The sequence below is a fragment of the Larkinella sp. VNQ87 genome, assembly GCF_049445795.1.
GTDB lineage: Bacteria > Bacteroidota > Bacteroidia > Cytophagales > Spirosomataceae > Larkinella.
Genome location: NZ_JBMSDT010000004.1, coordinates 267,286 through 292,777, shown reverse-complemented (window position 1 = coordinate 292,777; position 25,492 = coordinate 267,286). Strand labels below are relative to the sequence as shown.

Below are 25,492 nucleotides of genomic sequence, written 5' to 3'. Positions count from 1 at the left end.
CCGCATCTTTGCATCATCAAGTTCAGCAACTATTTACTCCTTCCAATCATGCAACGATTCCGACTGTTCATGCTGGCATTCGTCTGGCTAACAATGGCTTCCGGCCCGGCCAGATCCCAACCCAAATCCGGCAAAATCACTTACGAAGTGATGCAGAAAGTAGACTTTTCGCAGATGCGAATCGTCATTAACGGCCAGGAAGTCCGGCCAGGAAGTGCCGAAGCCCCCCCGGACTTACCCGAAACCCGCTCGTTTACGCAGCATTTTCTCTTTTCGGGCAACTACGGGAAAGAAGAACAGGATCGAAACGGCGGAGATGGCCTCATGATTCGTCGCGACTTTCCGGGAGGCCCGGCTGGAAGCCCCGGCCCACCGCCCGGCCCCGGCGGCCCCGCCGGACGCGGGAACCGAAATTTCGGCGGTCGCCCGTTCGAACGCAACGTGTATTTTGACCTGGCCGCCGACAAAACCGTCGAAGTGCTGACCCTCAAAAAGGATTCCGTAACGACGCATTACCAGACCGAACTGCCCGTGAACCGCGTACCGGGCTGGCAGGAATCCGGCAAAACGAAAAAAATTGCGGGTTACCTCTGCCGGAAAGCAACCGTTCTATTCCGAAACCTGACCTACACCGTCTGGTACACCACCGAATTGCCGTTCAGCTACTCGCCCATTCCCGGCTTAAGACCGGAAAAAGGGGTTGTCCTACAAATTGAGAGCGACAACGAAGCGTTTAAAGCCACGAAAGTCGACGCGCAGGCCGTCCGGGAAAGCGACGTGATGCCGCCCCAAACCGCCCAGGTCGTTACGCCCGACGAACTCAACACCATCCGCCAGAAAGCGATGGCCGACTTCCGTCAGCGGATGATGGACAATTTTCAACCCCGGTGACCATAAACTTTTGCTTTCATGCGTCTACTTTCTCTTGCCTTTCTGCTTCTCATCAGCGTGACGGTGGCAACGGCCCAATCCAGCATCCGGGGGATTGTCCTTGACTCGACCAGCCGAAAACCGCTGATGGAGGCCAATGTTACGCTGTTGTCTGCCCGGGATTCGTCGCTCGTTCAGTTCATGATCACCAACGGGGAAGGCGGGTTTTCGTTTCCCAAAGTAGCCGTGGGCACCTACCGGCTGCTGGTGACGTTTGTGGGTTACCGGAACCAGTCGAAACGAGTTTCGGTACAGCCTGACAAACCGACCGTCGATGCCGGGATTATTTACATGGTGCCGCAAACCGTCAACCTGAACGAAGTGATTGTCAAGCAGGAAGGTCCGCCGATCACCATCAAACAGGATACGGTGGAGTTCAACGCAGGCTCGTTCAAAACCCAGCCGAATGCGATGGTCGAGAATATGCTGAAGAAATTGCCGGGCGTAGAAGTCGAGCGCGACGGGACGATCAAGGCGCAGGGCCAGGAGGTGAAAAAAGTGCTGGTGGATGGCAAACCGTTCTTCGGCGACGACCCCAAAATGGCGACCCGCAACCTTCCGGCCGATATTATCGACAAAGTCCAGTTGTACGACCAGCAATCCGAGCAGTCGCAGTTTTCGGGTTTCGACGACGGCGACCGCAGTAAAACCATCAACCTGGTTACGAAAAAAGAAAAGCGCAAGGGCTACTTCGGCCAGCAGTCCGTTGGCGCAGGGCCGGGCGAAACTGGCGACGACGTTCGGTACGCGGCCCGGCTGAACCTAAACCGGTTCAACGGGGTGCAGCAGATGTCGCTGATCGGCCAGGCGAATAACGTCAACCAGCAGGCGTTTACGGGGCAAAGCATCTTCGGCGGTGGAGCCGGACTGGGGGCCAACGTAGGCGGAGGGGGCGTTGTCGTTACCGACGGCCGGGGCGGTGGCGGCAACGGGGCTAACACCAATGCAATCACCCGGACACTGGCTGGTGGCCTCAACTACCGCAACGAGTGGGGGCAAAAAGCCGATCTGGCCGCCAGCTATTTCCTAAACGATCTGAACACGCTTACCAACCAGCAAAGCCGCCGTCAGTACGCCCTGCCTGACACCTCCTACCGGGTCAACCAGACGAGTACGTCGCAGAATCAAACCACCAGCCACCGGCTTAACCTGCGGTTTACGTATCAAATTGACTCCTTGACTTCCCTGCGGATTACCCCCGGTTTTACGATTCAGAATTCGAATTATGAAAGCCTGAACAACTCCCAAACGTTTACTGGAGAGGGTATCGGCGAAACCGGCCAGATCGACTCTACCCGTCTGATCAATACCAGCGCAACCCGGTATTACTCCACCGGCCGAGGCATTTCGGGCAACAACAACGCCCTGCTCATGCGGAAGTTTAACCGGAAAGGCCGGACGCTGTCGCTTAACTGGAACCTTGCGGTGAACAACCAGACGACCGACGGAATTAACCAATCGACCAACCGGTTTTACAGCGAAACGGGCGATCGGGAAGATCAGGTGATCAACCAGCAGAACGAACAAACCAACCGATCGGTCACGAACACGATGAACCTGGCGTATACAGAGCCGTTGTCCTTAAATAAAACCCTGGAGTTTCACTACAACTTTTCGAATAACCGTAACACCTCCGACCGAATTGTAAACGACTTTAACGAAGCGACTGACAGCTATTCGCTTCTCAACCCAACGTTAAGCAATAACTTTGTCAATACGTACCAGACCAACCGGGCCGGATCGACGCTGCAAATCAAACGATTAAAGTATACGTACGGCCTGGGTTTCGATGTTCAACAGGCTAGCCTACGAAGCGATAATCAGACTACCGATGCCAGCATCCGGAAGAATTTTACGAACGTGTTGCCGAACGCAATGCTGACGTATAATTTCAGTAAAAACCGGACGCTCCGCTTCAATTACCGCAGCCGGACCAATGCGCCCTCTGTAACCCAGTTGCAGCCAGTGCCCGATAACACGAACCCGCTTAATATTCGAATCGGCAATCCGGATCTGAAACAGGAGTACACGAATACCGTTACGATGAACTACAACAGTTTTCAGCAAAGTACCTATCGCTCGCTGTTTGCCCTGCTGAACGCCAGCCAGACGACAAACAAGATCGTCAATGCCACCTCGTTCAACAGCCAGGGTGCCCAGACCACGCAGCCGATCAACACCAACGGGTATTACACTCTGAACGGTTTTCTGGCTGTCGGCCGGCGCATCCAGCCACTGAAGGCCAACCTGAACCTGACCAGCAACGTCAACTTTATCCGGAACGTCAGCCTGGTCAATAACCAGACCAACCGGTCACAAAACTGGACCCTGAGCCAGAGCGCCCGACTCGAATCCAACTTTGACGATAAAATTGAGTTTGGCCTGAGTGGGAATGTTAGTTACCAGACCGCTTTATACTCCCTGCAATCCTCGCAAAACACGGAGTTTTTCAACAAATCGCTCACCGGTGATCTGTACTACCAATTGCCGTTCAGCTTCGTCTTTACGACCGATATTACGTACAATAATTATTCAGGAAAATCGGCCGGAACAGTTCAAAACTTTGCGCTCTGGAATGCGGCCATCAGTCGGCAATTTTTCAAAAATAAACAGGGAGAATTGCGGTTCCAGATCTATGATTTACTGAATCAAAACCGGAGTATTACCCGAAATGTAACGGAAACATACACCGAAGAAACCCAAAGCCGCGTCTTAAACCGGTATTTTATGCTCAGTTTCACGTACAACCTGCGCCGGTTCGGAAGCGGGTCATCATCCCGGTTGGATCGCAATGCGACTGGCGCTCAACGGGGATATCAACGTTCCGGACGGGCAGTGGTTGATTAAGGACTGACTCTAAAAGCCAGCTTTTCCGACCCGGACTTAATTCCGTATTCCAAAAAGTCTCTTTACTTTTTCCAACGCCCGTTGATACGACTCTAAATCCGGATTTTGACGATCCGGATTTAAGTCGGATAATAACATCCCCTCCCGCAAACGCGGTTGTCCCATATACGCCCACATGGTTAGTGTCAGGTGCGCTTTTTGCTGTAAAACCGTATCGCTGCCCTCCAGACAATCGACCAGAAACCGTTGCAGTGGTTTGTTATCGATCATCTCGTTAAAAATCCAGAAAATATCGTCGGCCATCCGGTCCCGGTGCGTGAGCAGTAGCTCGTGTAAAATGGAAAAGCTGGGCTTGTAATGACATAGTTTCCAGAGTTTTCCGGCAATCACAGCCCGTTGTTTCAGGCTAGCCTGATCGAGTCGGGCCGTTAACTTTTGGAGCAGATTCGGGGCCTGGTGGTAGGACAGGGTATCGATACAACTTTGCAGCAACGGAAGGTTATCTTCGGTATCGAGCAGGTGCCATTTCAGTGCAATCAATTCCTCCGTCCACTGCTTTTCCTCGGCGGGTGTAGCCCGGTACTCCTCGCCAAATCCATCGCGGTGGATGTAGGCCGTAATCCCGCCATTCATGAAAAACAGTTCTTTTGACGTCATGGTATTGCGGTTTTCCGGGCAAAAAACAGAAGCGCAGCCTACGATGGCTGCGCTTCCCCAGATCTCGTATTCGGGTATTCCTTACTTGATGTACCGAAAATCCTCGTTACCTTTTACGGCCAGCAAGGTCTCATAAATCAACTGGATCACGGCCTGTACATCGTCTTTATGGACAGTTTCGACCGTGGTGTGCATGTATTTGAGTGGCAGCGAAATCAGCGCCGAGGCACTCCCTTCGGCTGCATAGGCAAACGAGTCGGTGTCGGTTCCGGTCGAACGGCTCACGGCCTGGCGCTGGAAGGCAATCTCCTTGTCCTGCGCCACCTGGATGATAAAATCCCGGACTTTGTTCTGGACCGCCGGACCGTAGCAAATCACCGGACCGCCCCCGGCTTTCAGGTCGCCCTGCTCCTTCTTGTCGTACTTGGGCGACTGCGTATCGTGCGTCACGTCGGTAATGATCGCCAGGTCCGGTTTCAGCCGCCGGGCGATCATTTCGGCCCCGCGCAGCCCGATTTCCTCCTGTACCGCGTTGACGATATAGAGCGTAAACGGCAACTCCACTCCGTTCTCCTTCAGCATCCGGGCCACTTCGGCAATCATAAAACCGCCCATGCGGTTGTCGAGCGCCCGGCCGACGTAATACCGGTCGTTGAGTTCAAAAAGGCCGTCGGAAAACGTACAAACCGTGCCGACATGGATGCCCATGTCCAGCACCTCCTGCTTCGTCTGCGCGCCCACGTCGATGAACAGGTCCGTCACTTTCGGGGCGGCATCTTTCGCCAGATCCCGCACGTGGATGGCAGGCCAGCCGAAAACGCCCTTCACAATGCCGTTGGCCGTATGCAGATCGACCCGCATCGAAGGCGCAATCAGGGCGTCGGAACCGCCGTTGCGCCGGACGTACAGGTACCCATCGTCGGAAATGAAATTGACAAACCACGAAATTTCGTCGGAATGGGCTTCAATGACCACTTTGTACGGTTGCTCCGTCGCACCCGCTTTGGCATTCACCACCCCGACAACCGTGCCGTACGTATCGACCAGGTACTCATCAATATAAGGCTTGAGGTAATCCAGCCAGATTTGCTGCCCCGTGGACTCGAAACCCGTCGGCGAGGCATTGTTCAGATAAGCATAGAGAAAGTTCTTACTCGATTCGGTCATTCGTTTCAAAAATTAATGGACTAGTCACCAAACCAAACGAAAACGGTCGACAAATCCCACTTGCCGACCGTTTTTTTGCGGATAGTTTGTTTAAAAGGCAACCCGGTAACTCAGAACCGGAATCAGGGGCGTCATATAGCTGGTTTTGACCTGCCCGCTACGGGGTTCAAAATACCGGCCGTACACATTCGGGCGGTTGGTTACGTTCTGGATATCGAGCGAGAGCGTACGGGTCGAATGGGGTCGGTTGCGTTTCCAACTGGCTCGGATATCCGTCCGGAAATAATCCGGTAGTTTCTGGCTGTACGACTGGCTGTCGATGTACACGGTTTCCTGTTTCCGGACCGATTCAGCCAGGTCGATGGGCGTCGTCCGGTAGCCACCGTAATACGTCAGTTTCAGGTTCAGACCAATCACGTTCCGGCCCGACTCGCCCAGAATGAATTCTTTGCCGCCCTGAAACGTGAAGGCATACTTGCCGTTGAAGCGGGTATCACGCCAGACGTTGTCCGAAGCCCGGTATTTCGATTCATAGAGTGACGACGAAAACAGGAAGTAGACATTGTTGTGTAAAAACTGCTCCAGCGTCAGTTCCAGGCCATAGTTTTTGCCGACGCCTTTATTCGTCAGCCGCTCGACAGTCAGCCCATCGAAGCTATTGACCAACGCAAACGCATCCTGCTTGTCGGCGCTGATCGGAATGTTGAACAGCGACTGGTAGTAGGTTTCGGCTTTCACGCGCAGGTGGTCGTTGAGCAGCCAGTCGTAGGCTAGCACCAGGTGGTGGGAGCGCGTCAGGCCGAGGTTCCGGTTCAATAGCTGCTTCACGCCGGTTTCGGACTCGCTGGTAGCAAAATACGTCGCCAGGTTCTGAATCTGGCTGTGCAGGCCGTAGCCCAGGCTCAGCGAATGCCCCGGCACAAACGCCCAGCGGACCGACCCGCGCGGTTCAAGCGCATCCGAATCGTTAAGCAACAGGCGTAGGTAGTGCAATCCGGCATTGATCGTTAGTTTTTCGCTCAGTCGGTAATTCCACTGGCCGTAGCCCTGCACGGTTTGAGTCTGGTCCTTCGTCTGGACCTGGGTTTCGAAGCGGTCGGTTTCGTCGTTGCGTTCGTTCCGTTCCAGATTAAAGCCCATCGCCGTCGCCGTCAGACCCGCCCAGACAGTATGCCGGGCATTGAACTTGTAGGTGAGCGTGGAGGAGACAATTTGTTTCCGGAGGCTATACGCTTCCCGCATTTGCAGCAACGGCACGTAGCCGGTTTCCAGCGACTCGCTCTCGTAGCCGCTCTGGTAGCCCGACCACAGCACGACGGTTTTCAGGAAAGCTTTCCAGCTGAGGTTGATGGCGTGGGTGGCCCCCACGGCGCCGGTTTTGGCAAAAAACCGGTCGTTGTACTGCTCTCCCTCGCTGGTCCATTTCGTCGAATCCTGTTCGGCGTCGATGTTACTCGTGCTGGAACCGCCGAAGCCAAACACCGTAAAGTTGCCCGCTTTGCCCGCCGGAAAATATAAATTGAACGACAAATCCTGAAATACGTTAACGGCCGGCCCCACGTTGACGCCCATTTTTGCGAGTAAGCCCAGCGTCGAATACCGGTAATTAAACAGGTAAGAGCCTTTGTAACTTTTGGAAAACGGGCCTTCGCTGGCTACGTCCAGCCCCAGAAAACCGGCCTGAACCGTATGTTCGCGTTTGGCATTGTTGCCCTTCCGCAACCGCAGATCGAACACACCGGATAGCGCATTGCCGTATTCGGCCGGGAACGCGCCGGTCATGAAATCGGAGTTGGTCAGCAATTGCGCACTCAGGATTGAAATACCGCCCCCGGCCGAGCCCAGGTTGGCAAAATGGTTCGGATTCGGAATTTCGACGCCCTCCATGCGCCACAACAGGCCGTTCGGCGAATTGCCCCGGATGACGATGGTGTTATTGCCATCGTCGGCCCCGACGACGCCCGCGTAGGCCGTCGCCATCCGGGCCGGGTCGTTGACGGCGGCTGCAAACTTCTGGGTTTCTTCCACCGAGAACGTCCGGGCGCTCACGGTGGCCATCTCATTCAACGGTTTGTTTTTTTCCAGTTGCGGTTTTACCGTCACTTCGTTGACCGTCACCACAGCTTCCTCCAGCGCCACATTCAGCACCAGCTCCTTACCCGCATCGACCTGGATGTTCGATAAAATTAATTCCTTGTAGCCCATGCTGGTGATTTTCAGGCTTTGGCGACCCACCGGGATCTGCGTCAATCGAAACGACCCGTCGGCTTCGGTGGTGGTCCCCTTCAACGGATTTGAATTCAGGACGACGACCGTAGCACCCGGCAGGGCGGTTTGCAGGCTTTGGTCGACAACGGTTCCGCGAATGGTCTGGGTGTACGTCTGGCCGTATACGTTTGTTAGGAACTGACAGACAATGAGAGTGAGAAATAGAGTGCGAATGAACATGAGTAGTTGTGTTGTAGTTTGCTTTAGGACAGCTACTCCACTCATTACCCCTATCTGTCTTCTGATTATTTTTTATGATAACATCTTATCTATCAACTCATTACGAATACAAAAGCCTCCTGAAACCAATCAGGAGGAGCAAACTTCCCCAAACAATCTTGCTAGGGATTGCAAATCCGGAAAGCAGCCTGAAACCCAACCCAACCGTTCGTATAGGTTTTCAGGACATTACCGCCATTGTTAAACAGCGGCACATCGAAGCGCGTCGGCGGTTTGGTGCTGACAAAATCGCTTAGGAACAAATTGGCCGTGGGCCCAATCGCCAGGGCCAGGTGCCGCGTTAGTTTTTTCTCAATCCCGATATTAAGGCGCACCAGGGTGTTGAGTTCGTCCCAGTAAAACTGGTCGTCGGCACTCAGGACATTCCCGGTCAGGTCAAAATTCAGCATCCAGCCCCGCTTCAGGTTCGCAGCCGTTCCGAACCCGTAACCCAGGCTCCAGAGCGGTTTGCCGGCTTCGCCGTAATTGGTTCCACCGGTGAAAATGTTATAGAAGCCCCGAACGCCGGTTTTAAACGTCAGGCTGGTGGTCATCAGCTCATCAGTCGAAATTTCGAGCCGCCGGTAGCCATTTTCATGCACATAACTAAAAAATCCGAAGGGCGTCGTTTCGGACGAAATGGCCACGTTGACCAGCGAAAGCTGGTGGCCCCGCACCACTTTTGTGGCATAGTTCATAAAACCGCTGATCTGCCAGCCCCGCAGTTCGCCCACCACAAGGTTGGTGAAACCCGCCAACTGGAAACCCGTTTGATTGCCGACGGTCAGGTTGCCGTACCCGGCCAGTTGAAACCCGTTCATCGAGCGAGCAGCCACGTTGGAAAAACCGGCCAATTGAAAGCCCGACACCTCGCCTACGGCAATATTACCAAAACCGGCCGCCTGAATGCTTTCGGGCATTGCGCCCAGCGTCATGTTGTAAAAACCGGCAGCCTGGATGCCGCGCACGTTGCCAATGACCGTGTTGCCAAAACCAGCCGCCTGGATGCCGGTTACGTCTTTTCGAACGCCATTAAAAAAACCGGCGACCTGAATCCCGTCCGTGTTTTCGCCTACGGCGTTGGCAAAACCGGCCACCTGAACCCCGCTGACATCCCCCCGCACCAGGTTCAGAAAACCGCCCACTTCCAGCTTCCGGACGCCTAACGAGTAACCACCCACGAGGTTCAACGAATAGTCGTTGATCACCCGCCCACTCAGCGTATGATTCGTCCCGATGAAGGGAAAGAGGGAGAATTGCAAATCCCGGTAGAGTGTATCCCCGGCCAGGTTGGCATCATGAATGGCTTGCCGGGTGGTTTTGAACCAGTCAGCAAAATCATCTTTGGTTTCGGCCAGCACCGACTTGCTGCGATCCCAGATGGTCGGGGCCGGGCTGCCCGTCCGGGGTGCCGGGGTCGAATCAATCGGAACCGCCACGGCAACCGGCTGGGGCACAATCACGGTGGGCCGGGTCGTATCGACCGAAATCCGGGCCGTCAGCGGTTGCAGCGTCGTTGGGGTCGGCAAAGGTGTCAGGCCGATATCAAGTTTGTGCGTCTGCCGGGCGTTGATCGACACGGTTTCGGAGAAATAGTATTTCCGCCGGACTTCAAGCCGCACCGACGGAATGGCCGTCGAAAGCTTGATGCGGTAATAACCGTACGGGTTCGTTACGGTCGATGCGAGGGTGGTTTTCTCGTAAATACTGACCTGACTTATTTTCTGGCCGGTTTGTCGGTCGGTGATGTACCCATCGAGGTAAAAACTCTTCGGTTCTTCGGCGGGAGGCTCGGCTTTTTGGAGAATGATGTGGTTCCCGCGTGATTTGTACGTGATGGTTCCGCGAAAGATCTGGTTCAGCAAAGCTCTGACGGTGTTGCTCGTCCGTAAGGTCAGTGTGCCGCTGGAATTAATGATGGTCGAGTTGTAGGCAAAGGAAAACTGGCCTTTGGTACCGATGATTTTCAGGGCATTGTCAAGGCGCTCATTCGTGAAGTCAACCGATACCACCCGTTCGAGCGGGGGTGTTGATTGCGCAAACGAGGAGCGCAGCAAAACACAGCCAATCAGACAAAGGTAGAATCGAGTCAGATACATAATATGGTGAACTAGTCGGGATGAAGACATCCAAGGCGGGACTTACCCCTATGCGGACCGTTAAACGAACAAAGAATTGCAATCGGGTTACGAATTTCCGGAGCTTACTGACAGGATGGTTTACCGTCGAGCACAAACCGGTTTCCGTCTTTCCGCCACTGAAGTTTCAAGCTTTCCGCCGTTACCGTCAACACCTCTTCCAGGTTTAGATTCTCCTTGAAATCGGACGTAAACGGACAGCCAGCGATTTGCTCATTGGCCAGGTAAATATCGGCGTGATACACTTCGGCCAGCTTTTTTACGACACTACTGAGGGGCTCTTTGTCAAACACCAGCAGACCGGTTTTGAACGTTAGCGCATCCGCAGACAGTTTAGGCATTGTGATGATCGTATCCTTCACGGCATTAAATGATGCCTGCTCGTTCTTTACCAGTGTGACTGCTTTTTTTCCAGATGAAAACTTCACTTTTCCACTACTGACGGCCACCCGCACATCGTTGGTATACGCCCGGATGCTAAACGACGTTCCCAGCACCTGCACGACCGTGTTCCGGACGTGAATCCGGAACGGTTTCGTCGGGTCAGGTTTTACATCAAAGAAGGCTTCCCCGCTGAGTTCGACCTCGCGGCTGTCGGCGGCAAACGCTTCCGGATACGTCAGTCGGCTGTTCTGATTCAGCAGGACTTTGGTACCATCCGGCAGAATTTTCTCCATTTTCTGGTTAGTTGTCACCGCAGCCAGTTGTTCAACGGGTTCCGGCTGGTTTGGGTTCAGGAAAAACCACAGCAGCCCCGACAGCAGCACGGCCATAGCCGCCACGGCCCAGACCGGCGACTGCCACCAATGGACAACCCGCCCGGTATGGGGCGGATCGACGGGCAACGGTTTGATCACGGGCTCCGGTGCTGGCGCCACGGGTTCCAGTTTGGGCGCGAGCACGTCCGTTTCAACCGCCGATGAACGCATTTTTGTGCGCATTTTGGCCCAGGCCGCATCAGTATCGACCGGATTCTGTTCCGGGTTGGGCTTTTGCTTTAAGGCTCCGGCGGTGTTCCAGATGCGTTCAAAACGCTCAAATTCCTGCCGTTCGGAGTTGTCCTGCGCCAGCCAGCGTCGAACCCGTTCCGACTCGGCAGCATCGGTCTCCCCGGCCAGGTACTTGCCCAGCAGGTCGTCGTCGATTCGGTTTTCGGGTTGATCAGGCATTTTCGTTATATCGACAATAGAAGTAAGACATTAGACTTGAGTGGATAATCTCTTGTCTCTGGCCTTTTGTCTCATTTCTTCATTCTAACCAAAAAAACAACCATAAAATTGGCAAATAATCGGCCAATTCGGTGCGTAAAATGCGCAGGGCCTTCCCGATCTGGTTTTCCACGGTTTTGATGGAAAGCCCGAGTTGATCGGCAATTTCCTGGTACTTCAGTTCGTCAAACCGGCTCATTGTAAAGATCAGCCGGCACTGTTCGGGCAACCGCTGGATGGCTTCCTGCACCCGGTCCGAGAGTTCGTCGGCAATCAGCGACTGCATCGGAGCCTCCGACGTCTGGTACAAATCCACCTCATAAGCCGCTTGTTCGCGGTGTTCGGCCTGCACCGACAAATGCCGGATGCGGTTCAGGCACCGGTTATGTACCGCCCGGTACAGGTACGACTTCAGCGAAACCGTGATTTCCAGGCCCTCGCGTTTTTCCCAGATCGTCATGTAAACCGCCTGGACGGTTTCTTCGGCATCGTCCCAATCGTGCAGAAACGTGCGGGCATACTGGCACAGCGGGGCGTAGTGCTGTCGAAAAACAGCTTCAAACGCCGACTCGTCGCCCAGTCGTATCGCATGAATCACTTCCTGATCGGTCAGTTGCACGTAGTTGGATTGGTTTTCCGGCAAATCTACGATACTTCTCGTAACCCTCCGCTACGTCAACTACCGGAAAGACACCTAAACGTTGAAATCCCCCCATGAATTGCGCAAAATATTTTCTGAACGGGGAAAAATGCCGGGTGAGTCAGGGGAAGAACGGGTCTAAAAAGGCTTTGAGGGGTTGCAGGACGGGGTTTGCGGGGTCGAGATTCCAGTGGTTTGGCTCCCTATAATTGCGTTTTCGCTCTTTAATTTTTTCTTTTTCCGAGTCCGATTCTCCCAGCAAGGCTTCTAAATAAGCGTAAATCTTGGTTTTTCGGGCTGGCGTTGTAAAGCTTCCGCTATCCGTCAGGGTTGTTTTGTGCGTCTTCAGACAAGATTCATAACTCTCCCAGCAATCAAAAATCACCCGGTTTACGGGATGAATTAGGGCTTCAAGCAACGTTTCCAAATCCCCATCGTGTTGGTTATTAGGAAACAGAAAGAATCGAAAGCCGTACGTCTGACTATGCACAAGCAAGTTCGCGTTGTTGGTTGCGAATTTGTCCGCATCAAAAATGACCAAAGCCGGTTTTCCTGTTATTGCCAAGGTTTGAAAAACTGGAGTTAATTTTTTTAACTTATCAGGAGTGTCGAAAGCATCTTTCCCTCCTAGTTCTAAAATATCAACCGGTTTCCCAACTTTATCATTAATTCCGCCAATCGATAATTCTATTCCGTACCAATCTAAAATTATATCCTGTAAAAACTTTTGATCGGCGACTCCTTCCACGAAAATCTGAACCGGGCTCATTGTTTTCCTCCGCGTGTGTTAAAACCGATGTTCAACGCATACTCGAACTGCTCGAAGTCATAAGTAACCGCCTTTACCTGTCCATCCTTGTCTTCCATCATCGTAATATTTCGGGCGTCTTGCTGAAACTGCTGCATATCTTCATCTTGAAGAGCTTCAATAAACGCTTGCTGGCATTCAAGGCTGTGAGTGGTAGCGAAGAGCTGGACTTGGCGGTTATGGCACATTAAAAATATTGCCTTCCAAAAAGCTTTTAATTTAGAGTAGTGGATACCAGCATCAATTTCATCAATCATAACCCTCTCACCATCTACTGAAAATATTCCAAGAAGAATACGCATAATTTTTACTACCCCGTCTCCAAAGCGTGCGATAGGGTAAATTTCCTGATCGTTTTTTAAAACTACTCCTAAAATCTCTCTATTAAATACTTTATGTGGCCGCACTTCCTCTAAGTTATTTATTATAAGCTTTAAATTATTTTCAAATTCTACTCTCTTTTTTTTTGAAGAGTTAATATTTTGAAAGTAGCTTGAAAGATGTATATCTAGATATCCAACATTAAAGCTAATATACTTACTTACAACGTAATTACTTTTTTTTCTAAATTCAATAGCTTCCTCATTATAGCGACCGAAAACGCCAGAATATTCATCCTGAAAATAGAATCTGAGCCAAAGTTCAGGGCTTTGATTTAACAAGACTTGTTGAGCTATAAAATTTTTATCTCTTTCAACGAGGTCCTTCCCTTCAATCAATTCTAGCTTGATTTTTTTAGCAAAATCTGAACTATCTTTAACCTCAATATTAAGAGGTTTTTGAAGTTCTCTAAAAATATACAACCAAATCTCTTTTAACGTACCGTATTGGCGAGTATCTTCTGGATACTTGTTTAAAAGCCCTCTTATATACAATGTGCTATATAGATTAAACAAATATTCAATACGATCTTCATCAAAAAGTAACGCTTCTAAAACCGACGTCTTCCCCACATTATTATCCCCGACAATCAAATTAAACTGCCCAAGGTTCGACATTTCAAACGAATCGAATCGCTTGAAATTCTCGATTTTAAAGTATGTCAAGTGCTGCTTTTCCATATTATAGAATACTCAATCACAACGGAATATTCCCGTGTTTTTTCTTCGGCAAGGTCGCCACTTTGTTCTCTAGCATCTGGAACGCCCGGATCAGTTTCCGGCGCGTCTGGTCGGGATAGATCACCTCGTCGATGTAGCCCCGGTGGGCGGCCCGGTACGGGTTGGCGAACTTTTCGGTGTAATCCTGCACTTTCTCCTGCAAGCGGGCCTGCGGGTCGGGCGCTTCGGCAATCTCGCGCTTGAAAATGATCTCGGCGGCCCCACTCGCACCCATGACGGCGATTTCGGCGGTTGGCCAGGCGTAGTTCAGGTCGGCCCCGATGTGCTTGGAGTTCATCACGTCATACGCACCCCCGTAGGCTTTCCGGGTGATAACCGTCACGCGCGGCACGGTCGCTTCGCAGAAAGCGTAGAGCAGCTTGGCGCCGTTTGTGATGATAGCGTTCCACTCCTGGTCGGTGCCGGGCAAAAAACCGGGGACATCTTCCAGCACCAGCAACGGAATGTTGAAGCAATCGCAAAACCGCACAAACCGGGCGGCTTTCGTACTGGAATCGATGTCAAGTACCCCGGCCAAAACCGCCGGTTGGTTGCCCACAACCCCGATGCTGCGCCCCGCAATCCGGGCAAATCCGACCACGATGTTCTCGGCAAACGCCTGATGAACCTCAAAAAAACTACCGGCATCGACCAGTTCTTCGATCACCTCCCGCATGTCGTAGGGCTGGTTCGGGTTTTCGGGGATCAGCGTATTCAGCTTCGGCCGGAGTTCGTCGGCCGGTTCGTACGGCACCCTTACCGGCTCGTCTTCGCAGTTCTGGGGGATGTAACTCAGCAGCTTTTTAATGTACTGAATACACTCCAGTTCGTTGGCGCAGGCAAAATGCGTCACGCCGGATTTGGTGCTGTGCGTACTGGCCCCTCCCAATTCCTCGGCCGTCACGGTTTCGTGCGTCACGGTTTTGACCACGTTCGGCCCCGTTACAAACATATACGAAGTGTTTTCGACCATCAGGATAAAATCCGTGATCGCCGGGGAATACACCGCACCACCCGCGCACGGCCCCATCACCGCCGAAATCTGCGGAATGACGCCGGATGCCAGCGTGTTGCGGTAAAAAATATCCGCGTAACCAGCCAGCGACAGCACACCCTCCTGAATCCGGGCCCCACCCGAATCGTTCAGGCCAATCACCGGCGCGCCGTTTTTCATCGCCAGATCCATGATCTTGCAAATCTTCTCGGCGTGCGTTTCGGACAAAGCGCCCCCGAAAACCGTAAAGTCTTGCGCAAAGACGTACACCAGCCGCCCGTTGACCGTGCCGTATCCCGTCACAACGCCATCGCCCAGGTAGTGTTCCTTGTCGAGTCCGAAATCCCGCGTGCGGTGCATGACGAACTTGCCTATTTCTTCAAACGAGCCTTCATCGACCAGCAAAGCAATACGCTCGCGGGCAGTCAGCTTTCCTTTTTTATGCTGGGCGTCGATGCGCTTCTGGCCTCCGCCCAACTCGGCTTCGGCGTTCTTTTGATCCAGGATTTCGGTTTTCGTTGACTTGATTTTGGCGTCCATGCACGGGTTCGGTTGAAATAGAATTCAACAAAAATATATTTTCCTGGGAATTCCAACGCTTTTCGGACAATTTGAATCATTGTTGCAAAACTGCGGCTTTATGAAATACCTTTCCTTTACACCTTGTTGGCAGCGATTAACCGCCCCGCTGCTGTTGCTGGCGATTTTCGGCTGCGAAACCAGCCCGGACGACGTGGGCAACCGGCAAGTCCAGGGTCTTCGGCCGGTTTATGCGTCCTACGAAGAGATCAGTACGATCAAAACGCTGGCCCCGCAACCGCTCCGGTTTCCCGGCAAAATTTACACGAAAGGTTCCTATCTGTTCATCAACGAGCAGGGAAAAGGTATTCACATTGTCGACAACCGCGATCCGGCTCACCCGCAAAAAATCTCGTTCATTTCGGTACCGGGCAATGCCGATATGGCCGTTAAGGACCAGGTATTGTATGCCGACAACTCGATGGATCTGGTAGCGCTCGACATCAGCGATCCGCAGCATGTCCGGATGCTGAAACGCGTCAAAGATGCGTATCCGTATCCCTCTTATCCACAGCCACGCGGGGTGCAGTTTGAGTGCGCCGATCCCGAGAAAGGCATCGTCGTTCGTTGGGAATCTGCTCTCCTGACTAATCCGAAATGTTATCGATAACTGGTTAAAATATAAGTTTCCCCGAATCTTGAAAAGTCAATAAGAGGCCGTTTAACCTTTTTCTTTCAATGGCTTTTGTGTGATCCCATGACAGAACGCACTCATGGAGACTCGAGTATGAAAAATTTAAACAGATTCAAAAACACGGACTGAAGTCCGTGGGTACTATGAAAAATCTTCTACTAGTCACCATACTGATCGGGCTGGCCGCGCTAGCGGGTTGTTCCGAATTAAGCAGCAGTGACAATGCAGCCGCGCCGAATCCCAACGGCGGGAGCGGAACCGGCGGGTCAATGGCCCGGTTTGCCGTGGCTGGCAATTATCTGTACGTGGTCAATCACAATAGCTTGCAGGTGTACGACGTGCAGGAAAGCGTCAATCCGACTCACCGAAAAAAGGTGTCGCTCGGTTTTGGGGTAGAAACCATCTTCCCGTACAACAACCACCTGTTCATCGGCACGCAGACAGGCATGTACATCATGAACCTCAACGACCCGGCCAGTCCCCGGCAAACCGCATTGTACCAGCACGTTTTCAGTTGCGATCCCGTGGTGGCGCAGGGCAATTACGCCTACGTGACGCTCCGCAGCGGCACGGCCTGCAACACCGGTCCCAACCGCCTGGAGGTGGTCGATATCAGCGATCTGTCGAACCCCGTCCGGGTTAATACGATTTCGATGATCAATCCGCACGGGCTGGGCATCGACGGCAACCTGCTGTTTGTCTGCGAAGGCGATGCCGGATTAAAAGTGTTTGACGCCACCGACCCGGTACAACTCCGGCTGATCAAGACCTTCGACAATGTACGCTCCTACGACGTAATTCCGAACCGTTCGGTGCTGATCGTAACCGGCAAAGATGGTATTTTCCAATACCGCTACGACGCGTCCCAACAACTGACGCTGCTCAGCAAACTGGCCATCGAATAGGGATGAAAAACCGGTTTTGGAAAAGTTTGCTGGCGGTTTTGCTGCCATTTAATGTCCTGGCGCAACTCGATTTACCCGATACCCTCACCCCGGTCATGCACCGCCCTCCGCGCTGGGTGATCAAGTTTGCACCCCTGGCGTTGGTCGACATCGACAACACCATCCAGTTCGGGGCCGAACGACTTTTCGGGACCCGCCACACGGTTCAGGGCGAATTCGGCTATGGCTGGCGGGGTATGAATATCCACGAGTACCGGCGCGACGACTTTGCGGATTTTGAAGTCTGGCGGGGCCGGGCCGAGTGGCGACGCTATTCCGGGCGGTACCGGGGCAACCGAAAACCGCATTTCGCGACGCCCCCCATCGGTCGGTATTTTGCCCTGGAAGCCTTCTTCAAGCAACTGTCGGTGACGGAAAACACCTCGATCGGCCGCGAATGTGCCGACGGCACCTGCGCCTATTTCGAGCGGGGCACGTTTCCGATGTACCGCACGGTCTGGGGACTTCACGCCAAATTCGGGCGGCAGTTTGTGCTATCCATGCCGAGCGACAACCGGTTTTTGCTCGATTTTTACGTCGGCTTCGGGTTTCGCCGTCTCACGCCCTTTCGCTTCAGCAACTCCAACGAAAATGTTTTCCAGTTTACCAACACCGGCGACTGGCGTGTCCGAAACAACGGGGTCTATCCGAGCGTCACGCTGGGAATCAAGCTGGGGTATGTGTTGTGAGTGGGGCGAAGGGCATGGGGTATTAGACGGTTTTCAGTATTCGTTATTCGTTATTCGTTATTCAGTGTTCATTATTTATTATTTATTCCTTGTTCATTCATTCGCTATTCCGTGTCCATTATTCGATATTTGGCCCGGAATAACCGACATCAGCCTTGAGAGTAAATCTAGCGGCTTTTTTCCTTCTGATTCCATTTTGGGCGGTCGGCCAGTTTCCGGGCGGGCAGAGCGGTTTTGCCTTTCTCGCGATTCCTACGAACGCCCGGGTAGCCGCGCTGGGTGGGCTGGCGGCTTCCAACACCCAACCGCAGGGGCAGTTTTTCCTGCAAAACCCGGCTTTACTGGATTCATCGGCCCGTAACCACCTCACGCTGAACTTTGTCCCGTATTTTGCCGACACCCGGTTTTACTGCCTGCAATACGGTTTGCCGGTAAAAAGCAGTGGCCCGTGGGCCGTGGGGTTGCAGTACTTAAGTTTCGGGACCTTCGAACAAACCGATTTGCAAGGCAACTCGGTCGGAACATTTACCGCCAACGACTACGCCCTGAGCCTCACCCACTCCCGCACGGAAGGCAATTTTACGCTTGGGGCTACCTTGAAAGCCGTCGGTTCGTCCATCGAAACGTATTCGGCCTTTGCGGTTTTGTTCGATCTGGGGGGCACCTGGCGGCATCCGAAAAAAGAGTTAATTTTCGGGCTCGTCGCCAAAAATGCCGGTTTTCGGCTGCAAAGTTACCTGCCTGGCGCAACGGGTAGCCTGCCCGATCTGCCGTTCGATTTGCAGGCCGGGGTCACGGTCAAACCCGAGCACCTGCCCATCCGGGCGACACTGACCGCCCACCACCTGCACCGGTTCGACATTGTCTACAACGATCCAGCGTTGAATGTCACCTACGACCTGAACGGAAATCCAGTTCCGAAGAATGTGGCCGTGCCGGAAAAAATCATGCGCCACCTGGCTGTTGGGCTAGAGTTTTTAATTCACCGAAATGTCAATTTGCTGGCGGGGTACAATCATTTACGTCGCCAGGAAGCTCGGCTGACGACCGGTACGGGAGCAGCCGGTTTCTCGTTCGGCGCGGCCATCCAGGCCAAAGGTTTTCAGCTAATTTACGCCCGGACGCTGGCCATTCCAGCCAGTGGTGGAAGCAGTCATTTGTCATTTCGTATAGATTTACACCGTATTGGGTCAAAAAAGTGATTCTTTCGGGCACAAAATACCGTTTCCTGCGTTTCTTTGTATGAGCAGAGGGCAAAGGGCCAGGGGCATAGGGTGTTTTCATTGCCCTATGCCCTTAGCCCCATGCCCTCTGCTCCCGAGCAATTATCCTGATTATGACCCAACAACACGAGCTGAAAGACCTAACCCCCCGGCAAATTGTCGCCGAATTGGATCAATACATCATCGGGCAGCACGATGCCAAACGCAACGTGGCCATCGCCCTTCGTAACCGCTGGCGACGCATGAACAGTGGCCCGGACATGCAGCGGGAAATTACCCCCAATAACATCCTGATGATCGGCGCTACGGGTGTCGGGAAAACCGAAATTGCCCGGCGGCTCGCCAAGATTGCCGATGCGCCCTTTACCAAAGTAGAAGCCTCAAAATTTACAGAAGTAGGTTACGTGGGCCGGGATGTCGAAAGCATGGTCCGGGATCTGGTCGAACAGTCGGTCAATATGGTCAAGGCCGCCAAGAAAGAGCAGGTAAAAAACCGGGCCCAACAGATTGTCGAGGATATGATTCTGGACATTCTGATTCCGCCCATCAAGCAGGCATCCGGTTTTGTTCTCGATGAAAAAAATAACTCGAACGACATGCCGGATACCGATGCCGAACTGAACGAACGGACCCGCGAGCGGTTTCGGGAAAAAATCCGGCGGGGTGAAATGGACGAGCGGAAAATTGAGATTGATGTTCAGCAGAATCAAGCACCCAACATCGGCATGATCGGCGGAACCGTCGATGAACTTTCCATGATGAATATTCAGGAGATGATTGGCGGGATGATGCCCCGGCGCGGCAAGAAACGCAAGGTGACCATTGCCGAAGCCAAGAAAATCCTGCTGGAAGAAGAAGCCGGGAAGCTCATCGACATGGACGAGGTGAAAGACGAAGCCATCCGGAAAGCCGAAAATACCGGCATCATTTTTATTGACGAGATCGACAAGATTGCGTCCAGCCGGAGCGGTGGCTCGGGTGGGCCGGATGTGAGCCGTGAAGGCGTCCAGCGCGATTTGCTGCCGATTGTCGAGGGCAGCACCGTCAACACCAAATACGGCAGCATCAATACCGACTATATCCTGTTCGTGGCCGCCGGAGCCTTCCACGTCTCCAAACCGTCGGACCTGATTCCGGAGTTGCAGGGGCGGTTTCCGATTCGGGTCGAACTCCAGAGTCTGTCGGAAGATGATTTCTTCCAGATTCTGAGCGCCCCGAAAAACGCCCTGACGAAGCAGTACGTGGCGATGCTGGAAGCCGAAAAAGTCGAGCTGACGTTTCAGGAGGAGTCGCTGCGCGAAATTGCCCGGATTGCCTTTCAGGTCAATTCAGAAGTCGAGAACATCGGCGCCCGGCGTTTGCAAACGGTCATGAGCCATTTGCTAAACGACTTCATGTTCGACATTCCGGATGTGATCGGCGCCAACGCCAAAGTGGTCATTACGAAAGAAATGGTGCAGGAACGGCTCAGCCTGCTCGTCAAAAACCGGGATCTCAGCCAGTTTATTCTCTGATGTACCCATGGACCGCTGGTCCGTGGTTTTCTTTGTTTGTTCAGAAAAATAAAACACGGACCAGCGATCCGTGGTACAGTTGATGAAAACCGACCGGTTTACGCTTGTCTCGTTGCTTTACCTGTACGTGCCGGTCGTGATTTTTCTGTGGTTCTGGATTGTCCCGTTCGTGGCAATTCCCCTTACGGTTTTGATCGCAGTCGGAATTGCTCAGGTTGTCCGACAAACTAGCCGAGCCGACTCTCCGATTTCCTTTTCCGGAAAAGAATGGCTGCTGCTGGCGCTGGGTTCGTTGTTCTGGACCTGGGTCAGTGGCATCGGAGCCTTTATACCCCAATACGGCGATTACGATAAGCATAACTTGGTTTTCTACGACCTGATCACCCGCCCGTGGCCGGTGCTGTATACCAGCGACCGTTTCGATGATCCGTTTCTGTGCTACTATTTTGCCTATTACCTCCCGACGGCCCTCGTGGTTAAAACCGCTCATTTGTCGCTTCGGTCGGCCGACTGGGTGTCGTTTTTCTGGGGATGGCTGGGCGTTGGGCTGGCCCTGGGCTGGGCGACCCGGCTGAGTCAGCTGTACCGGGTCTGGATTGCCGTTGGACTGCCGCTGCTGTCGGGCGTCGAAGTGGCGATTCGACTGTTCTGGTCGCTGTATGAAGATTTCCACTGGAACGTAACAATCTGGCTACCAGCGGTTTTTCAACACCAAATTCCGGGGTACACCCGCTACGAAACGCCCCGGTTGGCCTTCAGCAACCATAATTTCACGCAAAGTCTCGACCCGGCCCCGCTCGTGATGCAGTTGCAGGCGGTTCCGCAGCATGCCCTCGGCGGCTGGATCGCCATTGGGCTCATCGTTTGGTGGCAAAGCTGGAAGCGATCGCCCGCCGGGCTGGCTTTTATCGGTGCGGCTACCCTCTTGTGGTCACCATTTGTGAGTATCGGGCTGGGCCTTTGGGTGCTGTTTTCTCAACCGAATCTGTTTGTGGTTTCGTCCTGGCGGCAACCGGTTTGGCTGCTGAGCAGTCTGCTGCTGGCCGGATTGTTAGCCTGTTTTTACGAAGCTCATTACCCCATTCCGTACGCGGGTCTGCTAGTCGAAGCGTTTGAAAAACCGGCGGATGTGGCCCTGTACGTGCTATTCTGGGGTCTTCAACTTTGGCTGGGTTATTTCCTGTTTCGGTGGTACAACCGACAGGCCCGCCAAAATCAGGCCTGGGAAAAAATGGCCTTCCGGGCAGCTCTTTGTGTCCAGCTACTTAGTTTGGTTTACATGGGGCGTTGGAATGACTTTCAGAATCGCACGATGATTCCGGAGCAGTTTCTGTATTATCTGGCCCTGGCGAACGGTTTTGCTCACTGGCTGGGTTCGGCGAAACGCTCGCTGGCGGGCTGGGTTTTCGCGGGCTGGTTGGTAGTTGGTCTGTATGTACCACTGCGGGTGCTGGCCTACAAGCTCCGGTCGATTCCAATTCCGCAACCCATTGAACGCTCAATTGCCAACGCAACGACTAATTTTGGTGAATCGGATATGGCGCAGATGCGGCCGCATGAAGCCATCGACGCCGGAACCGACTATGCCGTTCAGTACATGGGCCGACGAGACTCGTTTTTTTACCGGCATTTGCTTCGAAAATAGAGCTTACCGTTTGCGGCCAAACCGCTTCCAGTACCCGCCTTCCTGCGGAGGGAAAAAGCAATCGTTCGGATTTTTCGGTCCCCGCCGGAACAAGGGGATTGCGGCACCGGCGTAGAAGTTGGCTCCCCGCGGATTCCCGATATTTGCCAAACCACCCAGGTGATCGGTTCCGGCAAAAACCGGCCCCAGCCGTAGCGCCAGCCCGACGGTCATCATCGTATAGTTGTCCTGCAACGCAATGGGCATCGACACCTCCGCCCAGCGACTTTCCCAGCGCGGCACCACGGCCAGCATGGAGGGCGTAATCATGCCGACGGAGTTCGGATTCACCAGGCTCTGGGTCCACAAGGCCCCCACGTAAACCTGCTCCTGGACCTTATAGTCGGCGCTGACATTCAGGGCAGTAGGCAAACCGGATCGGTAAGATGTAGTTCGTTGCGCGGGCAGCAGGTCCAGGACATCCACCACCCGGGCATTCAATTCGTCGGGGGTTTTGGCCCCCAGGAAGGTGGTGTTGGTAATAAATTTATTTTCCACTGAGACCTGGTACAGGTTGACGATTTCGGGATTGCGGAAACGAACTCCGCCAATGTCGACCAGAGAGGCCGAAATGCGATACAGGTATTTGTTGCGGGCTGGGTCCCGGCGCAATTCCCCTTTTTCACGGTAACTGTACTTGCGAAAATCCGGTCGGTATTCATACGTCATGCCCAGATCGAACCCCCATCCCCCCCCGGCCGATTGCTGTCCAAACAGCCAGCCCGGGGAAAAGCCCACCCGCTGATAAGCCAACTGGTTGGTATACCCGTAAGCCCCATCGAACTTCCGGATGCGAAGCGCCTGAAAGCCAATCTGATTGGGATCGCGCACAATTTGATGTGTGCCATCGTCGACTCGCAAATGGGCGTTATAAAAACCGATTTCCCGCTTAATGGTGATTCCAGCTTTCCAGAACCGGTCGTCGTTGTCGAGCAAAACCGCCCCGAACGTGATACCCAGTTCAGCAAAACCGTTGACGTTGGCCATCCCGTGCTGGCCTTCGTTGACGACCCGTTGTAATTCGGCAATCTGGGTGCCGTAAATCATCAACCGGGCGGTTTCTTCGGAGGTGTTGCGGTACGAAATGCCGGTTCGGGCCCGCGTGGTGAAAGCAAGGCCAAATCGATCGCTCAGGGTAATGAGGGCCGACGGCCCCCGAACTTCCCCACCGACGGTTAGGCGTTTGTCGCGGCCATTGAGTTGTTCTTCCAGGTAGCCACTGCGCCCCAGGCTGCGCCCGCGTTCACTCCGGTATTGGGCCGGAACCGTTCCAGTGATGTAGCGAAAAAAGGGAAACGGTGCCACCCACCGTACATGGTTGTTGGCTGCGTAAAAATCGGTGGTGACCAGATTGAGGTAAAACCGGTAGCGGGAGTCGGCCACCTCCGCCGGGTTGCGGTACAAAGCCTGAGTCCCGGCATAATTGCTGTTGACGATGCCGGTGAGGTACTGCCCCCAGACCGGAACTGCAACAGACAGCGATACCAGCGTTGCCACCCATCGACTATATCTTCCTCTCATTCAAGTGCTAATAGACGTGATTCAAACCATTTGGTACCCTTGTGCTTCTAAAGATACAGGTTGTAACGAAAAAATAATGCGTCTGGGGACTAACAGGTAATCAGAAAACACTAAGGTTAAATAAATAATAAACTGGGCCTCCCGGATTACAACCATATATAATTTTGCATATTATTGCAATTTTAAGGGTTTATTCGCTAAATATAACTACCCACCTATGCAATTACAATCACAATCCCAGGGAGGCCAAACGCAGTCTCAATCTCAGGGGAATTCTTTTTCATTTAGCGACTACCAGACCGACAACTTCTATGACGAGATGTTTACGGCTGATGGGCAAATCCGTTCGGGGTACGAACCGTTTAAACAGCGGGTTGAGCAGCTAAGCCGCGAGGATGTGATTGGTCGGCAGCATGCTGCGGAACGGTCGCTGATGTCGATGGGAATTACCTTTAACGTCTATTCCGAGGGCGAAGGTACCGAACGCATCATGCCCATCGACATCATTCCCCGGGTGATTCCCTCGGCCGAATGGAACCAGTTGGAACGCGGACTGATCCAGCGGATTCAGGCCATCAACCTTTTCATTCACGATGTCTACAACGAGCAACGGATTCTGAACGACAACGTGGTGCCGCGTGATCTGATCGAATCGAGCAAGTGTTTTCTGCCTGCCTGTATGGGTCTCAAACCCCCGAAAGACATCTGGTGCCACATTACCGGGACCGACCTGATCCGGGGCGAAGACGGCCAGTTTATGGTGCTGGAAGACAACCTACGGTGCCCGTCGGGTGTGTCGTACATGCTCGAAAACCGGGAGCTTTCAAAACAGACGTTCCCCGAGGTCCTGGCCCGCACAGGTGTTCGGCCGGTTTCGGATTACCCGACACGGTTGCTGCAACTGCTCCAGCACATCGCCGACCGGCCCGACCCAACGGTCGTGGTGCTGACGCCCGGGATTTACAACTCGGCCTATTTTGAACACTCGTACCTGGCCCAGCAGATGGGCGTCGAACTGGTCGATTCGCGGGATCTGGTTGTTTCGGGCGGCTACGTCAAGATGCGAACCACAAAAGGCTTTCAAACCGTCGACGTTATTTACCGCCGAATCGACGACACCTTTCTGGACCCGCACGTCTTCAACCCGGAATCGCTGATCGGTATTCCCGGTATTTTTGAAGTGTACAAAAAAGGCCGGGTGGCTCTGGCCAATGCGCCCGGGACCGGCGTGGCCGACGACAAGGTCATTTATGCCTACGTACCCCGCATCATCAAATACTACCTCGGCGAAGAAGCCATCATTCCGAACGTCCAGACCTACATCTGCCGGGAAGAAGAGGACTGCCGGTATGTGCTGGAAAACATCGAAAAGCTGGTGGTGAAAGAAGCCAACGAAGCGGGCGGCTACGGGATGCTGATCGGTCCGAAAGCCACCAAAGCCGAACACGAACAGTTCCGGAAGAAGATCAAAGCCAATCCCCGCAACTACATTGCTCAGCCGACGATCTCGCTTTCACGCGTTCCGACGATTGTGGGCGACCACACGGAAGGGCGTCACGTCGATTTTCGGCCCTACATTTTATACGGCGACGGCATCAACGTCATTCCCGGCGGTCTGACCCGGGTGGCGCTGCGGAAAGGTTCGCTGGTGGTCAACTCCTCCCAGGGCGGAGGTGGTAAGGACACCTGGGTGTTGTATTAAAATTCCGGTTGCCCCAGGCTTGAGCC

Annotated in this window: 19 protein-coding genes; 9 read left to right on the top strand and 10 right to left on the bottom strand. The window is 53.4% G+C overall.

Features of this window, described 5'->3' with window-relative positions; genetic code table 11:
• Positions 1–48 precede the first annotated feature (48 nt).
• Together ACO2Q8_RS08755 and ACO2Q8_RS08750 are read left to right on the top strand one after the other, a co-directional pair.
• Positions 49–891: a GLPGLI family protein gene (locus tag ACO2Q8_RS08755; RefSeq protein ID WP_423344415.1), complete on the top strand. Its 843-nt coding sequence runs from the start codon at positions 49–51 to the stop codon at positions 889–891.
• Positions 892–909: 18 nt separating this feature from the next.
• The gene (locus ACO2Q8_RS08750) at positions 910–3,777 is read left to right on the top strand and encodes a TonB-dependent receptor domain-containing protein (RefSeq protein ID WP_423344414.1); all 2,868 of its coding nucleotides are present in this window, start codon (positions 910–912) and stop codon (positions 3,775–3,777) included.
• A gap of 36 nt (positions 3,778–3,813) precedes the next feature.
• Here the strand turns inward: ACO2Q8_RS08750 and ACO2Q8_RS08745 are convergent, their stop codons facing one another.
• The 9 genes from ACO2Q8_RS08745 to ACO2Q8_RS08705 form a co-directional block, all read right to left on the bottom strand.
• Positions 3,814–4,434 (bottom strand): hypothetical protein, encoded by a 621-nt coding sequence (locus ACO2Q8_RS08745; protein ID WP_423344413.1) that lies wholly within the window; start codon positions 4,432–4,434, stop codon positions 3,814–3,816.
• Positions 4,435–4,515: 81 nt separating this feature from the next.
• A complete protein-coding gene (locus ACO2Q8_RS08740) occupies positions 4,516–5,601 on the bottom strand; it encodes a M20/M25/M40 family metallo-hydrolase (protein WP_423344412.1) in 1,086 nt (361 codons plus the stop codon).
• A gap of 90 nt (positions 5,602–5,691) precedes the next feature.
• Positions 5,692–8,049: a TonB-dependent receptor gene (locus tag ACO2Q8_RS08735; protein WP_423344411.1), complete on the bottom strand. Its 2,358-nt coding sequence runs from the start codon at positions 8,047–8,049 to the stop codon at positions 5,692–5,694.
• A gap of 161 nt (positions 8,050–8,210) precedes the next feature.
• Positions 8,211–10,187 (bottom strand): STN and carboxypeptidase regulatory-like domain-containing protein, encoded by a 1,977-nt coding sequence (locus ACO2Q8_RS08730; protein WP_423344410.1) that lies wholly within the window; start codon positions 10,185–10,187, stop codon positions 8,211–8,213.
• A 104-nt stretch (positions 10,188–10,291) separates the two neighbouring features.
• The gene (locus ACO2Q8_RS08725; RefSeq protein ID WP_423344409.1) at positions 10,292–11,395 is read right to left on the bottom strand and encodes a FecR domain-containing protein; all 1,104 of its coding nucleotides are present in this window, start codon (positions 11,393–11,395) and stop codon (positions 10,292–10,294) included.
• Between the two features lie 79 nt (positions 11,396–11,474).
• A complete protein-coding gene (locus ACO2Q8_RS08720; RefSeq protein ID WP_423344408.1) occupies positions 11,475–12,053 on the bottom strand; it encodes an RNA polymerase sigma-70 factor in 579 nt (192 codons plus the stop codon).
• 142 nt (positions 12,054–12,195) lie between these two features.
• On the bottom strand, positions 12,196–12,843 hold the full coding sequence (locus tag ACO2Q8_RS08715) for a DUF3226 domain-containing protein (protein ID WP_423344407.1): 648 nt from the start codon (positions 12,841–12,843) through the stop codon (positions 12,196–12,198).
• On the bottom strand, positions 12,840–13,943 hold the full coding sequence (locus ACO2Q8_RS08710; RefSeq protein WP_423344406.1) for an AAA family ATPase: 1,104 nt from the start codon (positions 13,941–13,943) through the stop codon (positions 12,840–12,842). The genes ACO2Q8_RS08715 and ACO2Q8_RS08710 overlap by 4 nt, the downstream gene beginning before the upstream one ends.
• Before the next feature lie 16 nt (positions 13,944–13,959).
• Positions 13,960–15,516 (bottom strand): acyl-CoA carboxylase subunit beta, encoded by a 1,557-nt coding sequence (locus ACO2Q8_RS08705; protein WP_423344405.1) that lies wholly within the window; start codon positions 15,514–15,516, stop codon positions 13,960–13,962.
• Between the two features lie 100 nt (positions 15,517–15,616).
• On the opposite strand from ACO2Q8_RS08705, the gene ACO2Q8_RS08700 reads away from it, so the two are divergent.
• The 6 genes from ACO2Q8_RS08700 (at position 15,617) to ACO2Q8_RS08675 (ending at position 22,204) form a co-directional block, all read left to right on the top strand.
• Complete coding sequence (locus ACO2Q8_RS08700; RefSeq protein ID WP_423344404.1) at positions 15,617–16,165, top strand: hypothetical protein; 549 nt, start codon at positions 15,617–15,619, stop codon at positions 16,163–16,165.
• A 167-nt stretch (positions 16,166–16,332) separates the two neighbouring features.
• Positions 16,333–17,094 carry a hypothetical protein gene (locus ACO2Q8_RS08695; RefSeq protein ID WP_423344403.1) on the top strand — a complete coding sequence of 254 codons (762 nt, stop codon included), beginning with the start codon at positions 16,333–16,335 and terminating at the stop codon, positions 17,092–17,094.
• 2 nt (positions 17,095–17,096) lie between these two features.
• Positions 17,097–17,822, top strand: coding sequence for a hypothetical protein (locus ACO2Q8_RS08690; RefSeq protein WP_423344402.1), 726 nt, complete (start codon positions 17,097–17,099; stop codon positions 17,820–17,822).
• A gap of 155 nt (positions 17,823–17,977) precedes the next feature.
• Positions 17,978–19,024 (top strand): type IX secretion system protein PorQ, encoded by a 1,047-nt coding sequence (porQ, locus tag ACO2Q8_RS08685; RefSeq protein ID WP_423344401.1) that lies wholly within the window; start codon positions 17,978–17,980, stop codon positions 19,022–19,024.
• 134 nt (positions 19,025–19,158) lie between these two features.
• Positions 19,159–20,559, top strand: a complete 1,401-nt coding sequence (gene hslU, locus ACO2Q8_RS08680) for an ATP-dependent protease ATPase subunit HslU (protein WP_423344400.1) — start codon at positions 19,159–19,161, stop codon at positions 20,557–20,559.
• Between the two features lie 82 nt (positions 20,560–20,641).
• A complete protein-coding gene (locus ACO2Q8_RS08675) occupies positions 20,642–22,204 on the top strand; it encodes a hypothetical protein (RefSeq protein WP_423344399.1) in 1,563 nt (520 codons plus the stop codon).
• 3 nt (positions 22,205–22,207) lie between these two features.
• Here ACO2Q8_RS08675 and ACO2Q8_RS08670 read toward each other — a convergent pair whose 3' ends face one another.
• Positions 22,208–23,764, bottom strand: a complete 1,557-nt coding sequence (locus tag ACO2Q8_RS08670; RefSeq protein ID WP_423344398.1) for a DUF5723 family protein — start codon at positions 23,762–23,764, stop codon at positions 22,208–22,210.
• A 217-nt stretch (positions 23,765–23,981) separates the two neighbouring features.
• On the opposite strand from ACO2Q8_RS08670, the gene ACO2Q8_RS08665 reads away from it, so the two are divergent.
• Positions 23,982–25,466 carry a circularly permuted type 2 ATP-grasp protein gene (locus ACO2Q8_RS08665; RefSeq protein WP_423344397.1) on the top strand — a complete coding sequence of 495 codons (1,485 nt, stop codon included), beginning with the start codon at positions 23,982–23,984 and terminating at the stop codon, positions 25,464–25,466.
• Positions 25,467–25,492 lie beyond the last annotated feature (26 nt).